General features: G+C 46.9%; 12 protein-coding genes. 6 read left to right on the top strand and 6 right to left on the bottom strand.

The window, feature by feature from the left end; genetic code table 11:
- Nucleotides 1–140 precede the first annotated feature (140 nt).
- The 4 genes from QT994_RS02070 (at nt 141) to pgsA (ending at nt 4,693) form a co-directional block, all read left to right on the top strand.
- Nucleotides 141–2,051 carry a hypothetical protein gene (locus tag QT994_RS02070; RefSeq protein ID WP_333171400.1) on the top strand — a complete coding sequence of 637 codons (1,911 nt, stop codon included), beginning with the start codon at nt 141–143 and terminating at the stop codon, nt 2,049–2,051.
- A gap of 320 nt (nt 2,052–2,371) precedes the next feature.
- On the top strand, nt 2,372–3,037 hold the full coding sequence (locus QT994_RS02065; protein WP_333044437.1) for a sugar transferase: 666 nt from the start codon (nt 2,372–2,374) through the stop codon (nt 3,035–3,037).
- Nucleotides 3,038–3,120: 83 nt separating this feature from the next.
- The gene (locus QT994_RS02060) at nt 3,121–3,966 is read left to right on the top strand and encodes an ADP-ribosylglycohydrolase family protein (protein ID WP_333171398.1); all 846 of its coding nucleotides are present in this window, start codon (nt 3,121–3,123) and stop codon (nt 3,964–3,966) included.
- A 208-nt stretch (nt 3,967–4,174) separates the two neighbouring features.
- The gene (pgsA, locus tag QT994_RS02055) at nt 4,175–4,693 is read left to right on the top strand and encodes a CDP-diacylglycerol--glycerol-3-phosphate 3-phosphatidyltransferase (protein WP_333171396.1); all 519 of its coding nucleotides are present in this window, start codon (nt 4,175–4,177) and stop codon (nt 4,691–4,693) included.
- 61 nt (nt 4,694–4,754) lie between these two features.
- Here the strand turns inward: pgsA and QT994_RS02050 are convergent, their stop codons facing one another.
- From QT994_RS02050 to QT994_RS02030, 5 genes are all read right to left on the bottom strand, one after another.
- On the bottom strand, nt 4,755–4,964 hold the full coding sequence (locus QT994_RS02050; protein WP_333044434.1) for a type II toxin-antitoxin system HicB family antitoxin: 210 nt from the start codon (nt 4,962–4,964) through the stop codon (nt 4,755–4,757).
- Complete coding sequence (locus QT994_RS02045) at nt 4,951–5,121, bottom strand: hypothetical protein (protein WP_333044433.1); 171 nt, start codon at nt 5,119–5,121, stop codon at nt 4,951–4,953. The genes QT994_RS02050 and QT994_RS02045 overlap by 14 nt, the downstream gene beginning before the upstream one ends.
- Nucleotides 5,122–5,346: 225 nt before the next feature.
- Nucleotides 5,347–7,092, bottom strand: a complete 1,746-nt coding sequence (locus tag QT994_RS02040; RefSeq protein WP_333171393.1) for a diflavin flavoprotein — start codon at nt 7,090–7,092, stop codon at nt 5,347–5,349.
- Nucleotides 7,085–7,714: a hypothetical protein gene (locus QT994_RS02035; RefSeq protein WP_333171391.1), complete on the bottom strand. Its 630-nt coding sequence runs from the start codon at nt 7,712–7,714 to the stop codon at nt 7,085–7,087. Before QT994_RS02035 ends, QT994_RS02040 begins: the two co-directional genes overlap by 8 nt.
- A 364-nt stretch (nt 7,715–8,078) precedes the next feature.
- On the bottom strand, nt 8,079–9,806 hold the full coding sequence (locus QT994_RS02030) for a diflavin flavoprotein (protein ID WP_333171389.1): 1,728 nt from the start codon (nt 9,804–9,806) through the stop codon (nt 8,079–8,081).
- Between the two features lie 477 nt (nt 9,807–10,283).
- Between QT994_RS02030 and QT994_RS02025 the strand changes: the two genes are divergently transcribed.
- Together QT994_RS02025 and QT994_RS02020 are read left to right on the top strand one after the other, a co-directional pair.
- The gene (locus tag QT994_RS02025; RefSeq protein ID WP_333171387.1) at nt 10,284–10,499 is read left to right on the top strand and encodes a hypothetical protein; all 216 of its coding nucleotides are present in this window, start codon (nt 10,284–10,286) and stop codon (nt 10,497–10,499) included.
- A gap of 81 nt (nt 10,500–10,580) precedes the next feature.
- Nucleotides 10,581–10,877, top strand: a complete 297-nt coding sequence (locus QT994_RS02020) for a DUF4129 domain-containing protein (protein ID WP_333171385.1) — start codon at nt 10,581–10,583, stop codon at nt 10,875–10,877.
- A gap of 387 nt (nt 10,878–11,264) precedes the next feature.
- Here QT994_RS02020 and QT994_RS02015 read toward each other — a convergent pair.
- The coding region (locus tag QT994_RS02015) for a Calx-beta domain-containing protein (RefSeq protein ID WP_333171383.1) at nt 11,265–12,419 on the bottom strand (1,155 nt) is incomplete at its 5' end.

Genomic DNA, 12,419 nt, shown 5'->3' with positions numbered 1-12,419 from the left:
CGACAGAGAGTAAAGCAGGAATTGTTGAGGGAAAAACCGAGTTTAGCGAGTTTGCCGGGACACAGCAGCAAGACTGGGCTGGGCATTCTGCAGCAGGTGCGATCGCCCCATCCCCAGAACGCCGGAATTATAGCTGGTATTTGGGCATTGATTTCGGTTCCAGCGGCCTGTCTGCTGCTTTGCTCGATCGCACCAGCGGCCAGTTGCACCCGATTTACTGGGAAGCATCGCAGGCTGAGGCTTGGCCTTGGCCAGCAGACGCCAGCTTTCGGATTCCCTCGGCTGCGGTGCTGACGGAAACAGCCCCAGGAAGCCGAGAATCAGAGGTGACAGTCAAGTCGGTGGGACTCCGACCCCAGGCTTTGGCTGCAGGAGAATTTTTATTGGAAAATTTTAAATTGCCTTTAAAGGTGGGCATTCCTTATCAGCGGGAGGCTGCTGGGATGTACGAACCGCTGTTGCAGTGGTCGCCCTTGCAGGCTTTTTCGATCGCCTTGCCCCTGCAAGGTGTGCGGGCACTGCTGGCAACTTTGAATCCGAGGAAGCAGGGGCAAAAATTTGCCGAATCAGGGGAAAGTTTGGATTCTGCACCAAGGGCGAATGTTGCAGGATTGCCAGTTTCTAATTTAATCTGTAGGGCTTTGGGACTGACGCCAGAAACTCTCGATGCGGCGCTTTTAGACTTGCGGGGTGTAATTTTGGGGACTCCGGCCGGTTGGTCGGATGTTTATCGGTTTAATCTGCGGGAGGCTGTTTTGGGCGCGTCTCTGGTGGCTTCGAGTTCGCAAATTTTTGTGGTGGAAGATGCGATCGCCACTTTGCTTGCTGCTGTAACTCCTGTGAAAAATGGTATGGAAGTCGAGTCCTCAGCCGCGGATTCTGCTAAGGACGCTGAAGAAGCTGCACCGCTGAGTGTGAATGCTTCATCTTTTAGCGGGGGAACTTTGATTTTGAATGCGGGGGCGGCGACGGTGGAATTAGCTTTAGTTGAGTTGCCATCCAATCTTCAAGATTTAACTCGTGCTAATTTTACTTGCCACAGTTTTGCTTTTGCTGGCGATGCTTTTGATCAGGATATTATCTGTCAGTTGTTGGCTAAAAATGAAACTTGGGGAATGTCGATCGATTTGCCACGTCCGGGGCATCCAGATTTGCCGAGCCGCTATCAATTGCAGCAGCGGTTACAAGGTTCTGCTTTTGGCCTGCAATTGTTAGAGGCGGCAAGGCAAATAAAAGTTATTTTGCAACATCAAAAAAGTTTTGTTTTGGATATTGACGAGCACCATTGGGATGTGAAGCGCAAAGATTTTGAAAGTCTAGTTTTAGTGCCTTTTGTGCAGCAGTTGAACCGCGAATTGAATGCTTTGCTCAGCCGCGCCGGAATGTCGCCGGTGGGGATTAATCAGGCGATTTGTGCAGGAGGTATGGGTGCTTGGCCTGCGATCACCCGCTGGTTGCGGCAGAAGCTGCCCAATGCGATCGTCGTTCAAGACCAGGAATTGCAGGTTGATCGAGATATTTTTGAGATTCAAAATTCTACATTAAATTCTGTATCTCAAAGTACCAATTTTTCCCAAAAAATTGGTCGCGTTGCCTGCGGGTTGGCGAGTTTGGCTCTCTACCCTCAAATTTTGGGTGTGTCGCAGCAGCAGTACAGCGACTTTTTTCTGCTGTGGGAATTAATGCAGGTTTTGGGTGAGGAAACTCTGAGCTTTCAGGAAATTTTGCAGTTGTTGGAACGCCAGGGCGTGAATACCCGCACCTGCGAACCCCGCATTTTGCGGATTTTGGAAGGAAATTTGCCGGCGGGAGTTGTGCCTACGGAGGAGGATTTCATGCTGTTGGCCGAGGAGTCGAGACAAAATCCCGATTGGGAAGCAATTTTGGCCGAGCCGCTTTTCTTTGAAGATGTCTCACGGGGTTATCGTTTGAATCTCGAACAGGCCTCTGTTGTTCGCGAATATTTAGGCAAACTCGCTTCTAGCAGCCAGCAAAAATTGTTAGAGCCGCTAACACTGGCTTGGGATGTTCGCACCGATATTTATCGCTAAACGGCAAAAAATCGGTTTCTCAGTTGAATCCTTCCTATCTTCCCAGAAGATTCCTAGCAGAAACCGATTTTTTTGCGTCTAGGACTTAGTTTTTTATGTAAATGTACTTAAGTTTACCTAAAGTTTATACGTTTTTATAAAAAATACACAGAAACTTTATAAAAGTGTTGTTGCTTTTTAAAGATTGTGCAAAGCTCAGCATTTCAGGTTCTGCAGATTTGGGATGGCTAATAAGATGGACGTGGGATCTCGTTAAAGTTGAGACAAATCAAATGAAATTTCCCATGGGTGCCTCGTCGAAATCATCAGTATTATCCGAAATGCGATTCTTATTTTTTCAAGAATCTACTTACAAAGATTGTGTATCAAAAAATTCGGTTCACCGATCCGTAAGGAGCAAGGTCAAGCGGGCGATCGATATTTTGGGCTCGCTGCTGGGACTGGCAATTGCTGCAGTGGTGGCGGTGCCGGTGGCCGTGGCGATGCTGTGGGACAATCCGGGCCCGCTGCTCTACAGTCAAGTCCGCTGCGGCTGCAAAGGGCGGCTTTTCAGAATGTGGAAATTTCGATCGATGGTTGTCGGTGCAGAAAACCTCAAACATTTAGTTAGGAACCAAGCCAAGGGTCACATTTTTAAGAATGAAAATGACCCGCGAATTACGCGCGTCGGCCGCTTCTTGCGGTGCACGAGTTTGGACGAGTTGCCTCAATTCTGGAACGTGTTAGTCGGCGACATGAGTTTGGTGGGAACTCGGCCGCCAACTCCTGATGAAGTTGCTGCCTATGACGAGTTCCACTGGCAGCGTTTGAATGTCAAACCCGGTATGACTGGGGAGTGGCAAGTCAACGGACGGTCTGGAGTTAAAGACTTTGACGAGATTGTACTCATGGATCTCGACTATCAGCGCAAATGGTCTGTTGTCTACGACATCACTCTGATTTGCAAAACAATTTGGGTGGTGTTGAGGAAAAACGGCGCGTGTTAATAGACTTGCTGTTTTGGGGTGTTTTGGGATTTTAAATTTGAGGAAAAAACAGGGGATGAAATAGTAGGAAACGGATTAAATATATGTTAATAGAATTAGCGATTGGTGACGCTTATGGTGCTGGTTTTGAATTTGTTGACCAGCAGACGATCGCATTGTACAACAATCTCAACGGGTACATCAAGCATCCCCGTCACGACATCCAGCCTGGATGTTATACCGACGATACGCAGATGAGTTTAGCCGTCGCAGAAGCTATCGTCAGCCGAGAACCTTGGACACCGGAACTTTTAGCCACCAAGTTTGTTGCAGCTTTTCACCGCGATCGGCGATTTGGTTATGCTGGCAAATTTTACACTTTTTTGCTGCAAGTTCAAGACGGAAAAGAATTTTTAGAAAAAATTCACTCCGCTAGCGATAAAAGCGGATCGGCGATGCGAGCCGGCCCAATTGGCATTTTTCCGACTGTTGAAAAAGTCATCGAAAATGCTACCATTCAAGCTGCAATTACTCACAACACTCCCGATGGCATTAAAGCAGCTATAGCCGCAGCTTTGATGTCCCATTACTTTATTTATCAGCTAGGTTTAAAGAAAAATTTGGGGAATTTTCTAGAAAGGCACGTCGCTGGTGAATGGTCGATACCTTGGCAAGGAGAAGTCAGCGCTAAAGGTTTGGTCTGTGTCAGAGCAGCTATTACTGCTGTCATGCGAAATGATACTATGAGCAAACTGCTTCAAGATTGCATTGCATTTTCGGGAGATGTGGATACAGTAGCAACTATTGCTTTAGCTGCTGGTTCCTGTAGCAGTGAAATTGCCCAAGACCTGCCAGAAAATCTGGTACAAGGATTAGAAAATCAATCTTACGGTCGAGATTATATCATAGAACTGGATCGACAGTTAATGAATTGCGAGATCGACTTCTGACTTCTTCCTGAGATAGGTTAAATTCATTAAATCCCTTAAACTGTTTCGTTGCCGAACTTCTTTCTATTAGGACTAAGGCCAACTGTCACAAATAGGGTTAAATTTTAGGTATGTAGTTGCACTTGGGCGCTCTTTCCTAAGCTAAGAGCGCTAAAGCGCAGCTACATACCTTTGTGTAATTTTCCAGTTGGCCTTAGTCCTATCTATTATGAATTTGCCTAATTTGATTACTTTTTCTCGCTTGCTGGGAGTACCTTTCCTGCTCTACGGTTTGTACGACCCAAGCGCGCAAAGCCGCTGGATTTGCACCGCAATTTTTGTAGTAGCTGCGGCTACTGATTGGCTGGACGGCTATTTGGCTAGGAAGCTGAATCAAATTACCGATTTGGGTAAGTTTCTCGATCCTTTGGTGGATAAATTGTTGGTTCTCGCGCCACTTTTAGTGTTGATTGAGTTGGGTCGAGTCCCGGCTTGGGGAGTATTTTTGATTTTGGGCAGGGAGTTGACGATTGCGGGGTGGCGTGTTAATAAAACTACGATTTCGGGAGCTAATATTTGGGGCAAATTGAAGACGGTGAGTCAGATTGTGGCGATCGCACTTTTAATTGCTCCTCTGTCTGAAGCGTGGAATTTTCCCGCATTAATTGCTTTTTGGATTTCTGTGGCTTTAACTTTGATTTCTGGCGCTATTTATTTGTGGCCGGAAAAGACTGGTGACGAAAAGTAAGCTACCTTCTTGATTACTCGTCCCCAAGCTATTCCTGGTAACGAGTTAAATTCCTATTAAACTAAGCCGAAATTAAGCGAGCTTTCGGTTGAGGAATATAAGGCCCCAATTCCTCAGCCGTTTCAATCCACTCCTGCATAACAATCTGGATATTTTGTAGTGCTTCTTGATAAGTTTCGCCATCCGCAGCGCATCTGGGTAATTCCGGCACTTCGGCAATAAATGCTTGGTCTTCTTGACTCCAGTAGAGGATAATTTCATAGCGAAGCATCGTTTTCACCTCCTCGTTGGTGTTTGAGAATTACCTCACGAATTTGCCTGACTTGATAGGCTTTGGCTTGCGAGCCTTTGGGTTGAAGATTTAGGATTTCTTCAACACCATCTTTAGCAAATAAATATGTGGTGACTGCCGCGAATCCGTTCCTCAAAGCCGAGTCTGCGTAAAAGTTGGCAAAGTTGAGCAAAGGGTATATTGGCGTCGGTATTACCAAGTAAGATTTTAGCTAGCAGTTTGTCTGGTTGACTCACGCTCTATCCAAGTTATCAGTTATTTTATGATTGCATATTTCTGAGCTGGAGAGCAAACTTTACTCAGCAGTTAGCAGTCAGAAGTCAGATTGAAAAGTTCTGCCTTCTGACGAATGCCTTCTGCCTTAATAATGACTCCCAGATTTCCGGTAATGCACCGCTGTCACCCCGTCATTTTTCAGCAAATGACCGTTTTCAACCGCTGCATAAACTATCCAGTGATCGCCACATTCCATCCGACTTATCACTTCGCATTCCAGATAAGCTAAAGCATCAGTCAAAACCGGACAGCCGTTGCTAGCTTCCATTGTTTCGACTCCCGCAAATCTGTCTTCTCCGGGAGCAAAGTTTTTCATGAAATACTTCCGCAACTGTCGCCCTTCGGCTAAGATGTTGAGCACAAACTTATCTCCGGCATACATCAAAGCTTCGATCGATCGATCTTTGGCCACCGCAATCGTCACACCGGGCGGATTAAACGTTGCTTGCGACACCCAGGAAGCCAGCATCGCACTGCTAACGTCCCCCCGCTTCGCCGAGAGTACGCACAGCGAACCAACGAGTCTCCCTACGGCTTGTTCAGTGCGATCGCTACCCGCTGCTAACTGCGGTTTCGGTGCCCGCAATTTTTGCGATCGAATCAAAGCTTGAGCAAAATCCGTTCCCGCTTCTTTGCACTCGTGAATCGTCGCCGCCGTCGGCGTAAATTTTGCTCGAATCGGCTCAAATCCAATTCGATAGCCAGCATCTTTCAGTTTGTTTTCCACTAAGTCGATCGCCTCTCCACTCCAGCCAAAAGAACCGAAAACCCCCGCTAATTTGCTCTTAGTTGCTGTAGATAAAACAATTCCCAAAGCTGTTTGAATTTGCGTCGGAGCGTGTCCTGCTAGCGTGGGAGTTCCGATGATAAATCCCGCGCATTTCTCTATCGCCTCTTTAATTTCTCCCGGTTCGGCAAATTCGCAGTTGATACTTTCCACCCCAACGCCGGCTTTCGTAATTCCTTTGGCGATCGCCTGCGCTAAAGTAGCCGTATTTCCGTAAGCAGAAGCATAAATCAAAGCAACTGTCAAGTCTTTGGAATTTTGTTGCTGGCTCCATTCGCGATACAAATTGCTGAGTTCATTAAGACCGTAACGGACGATCGGGCCGTGACCGGGAGCATAAAATGCTGCTGGTAAATCGGCGAATTTATCCATTGCGGTCAGCACTTGTTTTGCCTGAGATGCGTGCAGGGAATCGTAATAATAGCGCCGGTCTTCGCTGTAAACGCTCCACCCTTCATCGAATACTTGGTCGCCGCAAACGTGAGCTCCAAATAGTTTGTCCGTGAACACGATTCGAGTGTGCGGATCGTAGGTGCAAAGTTGATCTGGCCAGCGAGGAGTTGGAGTCGCGATGAATTTTAAGGCGTGACCTTTTCCTAAGTTGAGAGTTTCTTCTCCCCGAACGATCATAATGTTTAATTCTTGATCGGGAAAAGCGGCTCGTAAACTAATTGCGGCGGGATTAGTGCAAACAAAAGCTACTTCTGGAGCTAGTTCTAACAGAGCTTTAATTGTTACTGACCTGTTAGCGTTGAAATGCCCCAAAATCACGTAATCCAGCTTGGTCAAGTCCACCCGTTGCTGCAAAAATTCCAGGTAGTTTTGAGTAAAAGATTCCCCGGGCGGGTCGAACAAAGCAGTTTTGTCGGCTTGAATAATATAGCTATTGGCTGTCGTACCCTTTTGCAGGGAATACTCGACTTCAAATTTGAGTCTGTCCCAAGTGCGCGATCGCAGAATAAAAGTATCGAGTGCGATCGGGATAAACTGCACGTCGCGGGGTTTGGCATCAGATGCGAGTCTAGGAGTCAAAGTGTTAGTCATTTATTGCACCTATGAGAAACTGAACTACTGAACTTCTTTTGATTTCGTGCCAAAACTTGGTATCTACAATGTCAAACCTTGCGCCTCGACCCTGTAAATTGGTATCCAGGTCAGTCAGAAATTCCCTGGTTTTCAAATCATCCCCAATTTGGATAAAGCTCACTCCAATTTCTTCATCTTGCTCTATTTTATTGGCCGCACTTACAATAATTTCAGCGACAGCAGCGGTATTTTCTGGTTTTTGATCTAGGACTGCAACAATTATTGCTCCGTTCTTCCCTGTGGGATTTGGTTTGCTTGCGAAATAATCGTTAAAAGTTGCTTTCAGAGCTTCTTCCAAATTATTGGCAGTCGGGTTTTCTGAATCCGGTTCCGTATTTTGTCGCTGCAAAATTTCAGCTAACCGGGCAACATTTGAATTTTTATACTTCCACATAGGAGTAGAAGCTTCGTAAAGGGTGATGCCGTCGCTGTCAAATTCCTGACATTTTTTTGCTAAGTCGATCAGAGATGCCTGTGCTTCTACCCACTCCTCGTACCAAGGATGTTGAGGGTTTCTGCTGGCATCACTTCTGGCAATAATAATTGTGTAATCTCGGTCTTCTAAAAGATTGGCAGGCATTGGCAATTCCCCTAGTTAAAATGGAGTCTAAATGACAACTGTTTGCCCGGTTTGCTGCTTGTGGCGCACCCAACACCCAGAACCGGGTAAGGTGCGCCACAAGCACCCAAAGTTGAGAGTTTTTGCGTAGCCAATTGTGTCTTGGACTGTAATTGTAGGGTGCGTCAGTAGATAGTCGATGATGAAGTCGAATAAAACATCGGCTGACGCACCTTACTAATACGTTTGGGGTGTGTTGACTCAGACAGTCAATCAATATATCGTTGAATTTCCCCTTTGCACCTGACAACTGCCAACAGTCAACAGTCAACCGTCAACTGCGTCACCCTGAGCGTAGTCGAAGGGTCAACCGTCAACTGACTTCCTAATAGTGATTTCCCACTTTGCGGTGGTGAACTGCCGGCAGTGCATCGGGATTGGATACGCGGCCGCTATCGACGATCGCATATACGATATGATGATCCGAAAGTTCCATCCGGCTCACTACTTCGCATTCCATGTAAGCCAAAGCATCTGTCAGAATGGGAGAACCGTTCGTTGCTGGTTGAGTTTTAACTCCCGCAAATCGATCGGCACCAGGAGCAAAACGCTTTAAGAAGTGCCTCATCAAAGTTTGATAATTGCCTTCTTCGAGCACGTTGAGAACAAATTTATCTCCCGCGTGCATCATCGATTCAATCGCCCGATCCTTCGCAACTGCTATTGTTAAACCCAGCGGTTTAAAGCTAGCTTGAGTTACCCAAGAAGCCAGCATCGCACCGCTAACATCGCCTTTTTGGGCGGTGATGATGTACAGTCCGCCGCTGATTCGTCCCAAGGCTTTATCGAGGTCGCTGTCGAGGGATTTCATCTGTTTGACAGCTTTGTCCCGCGTCAGCCACTGTCCCAAGTCGGTGCCGGCTTCGTCGCAAAGTTGATAACTCGCTTCTGTCGGCGTTTCTTTAATTAAAATGTTGGGAAATGCTTCTTTTAAACCCAACTCTTTGAACTTGTTTCGCAGCGGGTAAATAGATACGTCATCGCCACCGCCGGATTCGCACAAACCGAAAGATTGTTTGTTGTTAGCCGCAACTAAAATTGTGTTAATGGCAGCTTCGGCATTCGCAGCAGCAGTACCACTACTCGGCGGCGAACAAATTACGATGCCGGCAGCATTACCGACAAGTTCGCGGGCTTCTTGCAAGTCGGCGATTCTCAAATCCATCATTTCCACAGCAACACCAGTTTTGGTGATACCGTGGGCGATCGCTTGGCTGAGTCGATCGCTAAATCCGTAGTCGGAAGTGTAAAATACCGCTACAGTGGTTTCTGCCTTAGCTTGCGCTTGGCTCCACTTTTTGTAGCGTCCGGTAAGTTCCACCACATTGTGCCGCAGCAGCGGGCCGTGACCGGTCGCAATTGTACCGATTTCTCCCAACTCTGCCATCCGCTTCATCGCAGCGAGTACCGATCGAGCATTGGGAGCCATCAAACACTCATAATAAAAGTGGTAATCTTCCTCAACTGCTGCTAAATCGTCATCGAAGGTGCTGTCGGTACAGTAGTGCATCCCGAAAGCGTCGCAGGTGAACAGCACTTGAGTTTTGCTGTCGTAGCTGAAAATAGTATCGGGCCAGTGCAAGTTTGGGGCCGATACAAATTCGATAATGTGACCGTTTCCTAAATCTAGTTTGTCCCCGTTTTTGACCACCAATCGCTCAAATGGTTGGTGTACAAGGTTTTCTAAAAATTGAATTGCTACTTTCGCCCCCACGACAATTGCTTGGGGTGCCAGCGCCAGCACGTCTTTGACTAAACCGCTGTGGTCTGGTTCGGTGTGGCTGATAATTAGATAGTCAATCTCTTTCGGGTCAATTTCCCCCGTCAGAATTTCCATGTATTGCTGGCGAAACTTCTCGTGCGAGGTATCGACGAGGGCTGTTTTTTCACCGCGAATGATGAATGAGTTGTAAGTTGTACCGTTTTTGAGTCCGAATTCGATGTCAAAGCGGTCTCTATCCCAGTCCAGGCATCGAATTGCCGTTGTATCAGAGGCAATTTCGACTTTTTCCACCGTCAATCTGCGTTGGACTCGTTCAGTCAGCGCTACCATCAGTGCCTCCTTGTCTGTTACCCATTACCTTATTGTCTTCATTCTGACACGTTTTTTTTGTAAATCTTTATAAATTTTCTTATGAGGCTGTTAAGTATCCCAAAAGTTATGGCATAAGGCAGTTCGGCAACGCGCACTGAATCGGGATTTAACGGATTTGAGGAATAAGGAAAATTCAATAAAATCAATTTGGGATCTATAAACAGTTGACAATAAACTTATCTCTGTGGTAATAAAACTGAGTTCAAGCGGTTGGACGATCGCTGCTTTAGAAGAATATCACTCAAATGCGATTTTCGATCGCGCGACGATTTGGATTAGGGACAATAACTCGGCATTTAAGTCAACCGAATCAAACGTAAAATGCGATCGCGCTCTATTATCCCAGATTTCTTTAAGAAGTCGGAGATTTGGGGATAATGATATAATAAAAAAATTCCACTCCGTAGTCAAAAATCTACGAATTGATGTAAAGTTATGTCTGAAAGTTCCTTTGATAAAACTAATTTGGGTTGGCAATTAGGACACGGGCAACAGCGATTGCAGGAGTGGCGGCAACTAAAAACTGCCCCAAATATACCGAATGTGAAATTGCCATCTTGGTTTGATTCCCCCATCTTGGGGGCGATCGCTAAAGCCACCTTTTGGTTAATTTTAGCATTGCTCGCCGTCTGGGCGAGTTGGCAGATTTAGCAACTGTTACGTTTTTATATTCATAATTTCAAAAAGAAGAATCAAACAACTGATGGAAGTGCGAAACAAACAATTAAAGATTTGTCCGTAGCAGAGTGGTTGTTGCGATCGCAAAAATTGCAGCAACAAGGCAAATACCGCCAAGCTTGCCGCTGTCTTTACATGGCGATGTTGCAGCGGTTAAATAATGCGGGAACCGCGGTTGACCAACCCAGCCGCACTGATGGCGAATATTTGCAATTAATCCAGCAATTACCCCAGCCGGTGCCTTACGAAACTTTGATAAGAATACACGAGCAACTATATTTTGGGAATGCGGAAGCTGACGCCTCAACCTTTGAACAGTGTCAGCAAGCTTATCAACAAATTAAGGATTAATACCAATTTTTTATGAGGCCCCGTACAATCCGATCCCCCCTAGCCCCCGGCGTCCGGGGGGGACAAGATTCCGATCTTTCGTCCCCCGTATTAAGGGGGATTTAGGGGGATCGAGATATGTGCAACTTCACATTAAATTGGTATGGCCTCCTTGCAAGGGAATCCTGTCTTGCCTGACATTGCTAACTTTGTTGTTGTCTCGCGCACTACCCGAACGAAAGTCAGTAATTGGGTGACAATGCTCGCTGCTGTTAAGCTAGGGAAGATTTTACCCGCGTACCTCGCTTTCTTGAAAAAAGCTGTAGTGAGGAATCAGACTGATAAAAAGCATTTAACTACTTGCGGGAGATATTAGTAGAGCAAGGATTCCTCGCCCTACTAACAGCCTTAAATCAGAGTAATGTCAACACCTGGCTGAGTGCCGATATTCGCACCTGGGCCAAAGCCAAAACTCACGTTTCCACCCATCAAACCTAGATTATTGTTAATCGTCAGACTAACGCTAGTTTGACCGGGAATAAAGCTAACCGTCCCTCCACTAGGAGTCCCACCAACTGGACTGATAATGGTGTAGTCTGTGCTGTATGCAGGTCCAATAGGATCAGGAAGAATGAAATAGTCGACCGAAGCCGAAACCGAAGTATTGCCAGTCCGATTAATTGTCACAGTTCCCGAAGTATTATCAAGAATAGAAACAGTAGACTGACCGTAAGAGAAGGAAGGCGGAGGCACAGGAGTATTATCAATAATGCTCAAAACTGCCACTGACGGACTAGCCACACTGCCACCACTCAAGAACAAACCCACCGTTTCAGTAGGCTCCGTGAGAGGGTCATTTGCAGTTAGAACCGGAACTTGTGCGCTAGTTTGTCCGGCTGCAAAATTGACCGTTAGAAACACACTGGAGTAATCCACTTGAGAACCCGTAGACTTAGCACTACCGCCACCCGTGCTGAACGTAATCGCACTCGGTGCCGAAACGTTGCCACCGCGAAAGATGGTAATCGGCGCACTGCTGCCCTCGGTGACGCTGTAATTAGCCGCACCGAAGAAATAGTTTGGAACGGTCGTTGCCGCCGTAGGCGTCGTCCCAGTTGGCGTCGGAGTTACCGTTGTCCCAGTTGGCGTCGGAGTTACCGTTGTCCCAGTTGGCGTCGGAGTTACCGTTGTCCCAGTTGACACCACATCATTAATCGTCAAAATTGACGGATTACTGACATTGCCACCGAAAAGCACCAAATTCAGCGTTTCCGCCGATTCCGAAATCGCATCAGTCAAAGTCGGCACGGTGAAACTAGCGGTTGTTTGCCCCGCTGCAAAATTCAACAGCCCCGTCGCCGAAGTGTAATCTGCTGCTGTGCCTGCTGAACTTGCCGAACCGTCAAGAGTCTGGTAGTTAATCGATGCAGCCGCCGTGCCACCGGTGCGAGTAACGTTAATCGTCGCCACGCCGCCTTCAGCCACCGTGTAATTCGGTTGGGCGAACTGGAAGAGACTTGGAGATGTCGGAGTCGGAGTTGGCGCCACAGTTGTTGACGCCAC

Source organism: Microcoleus sp. S13_B4 (assembly GCF_036700885.1).
Classification (GTDB): Bacteria; Cyanobacteriota; Cyanobacteriia; order Cyanobacteriales; family Microcoleaceae; genus Microcoleus.
Note: the sequence above shows the minus strand (reverse complement) of the source record. Positions and strands in the feature narration are given on the sequence as shown.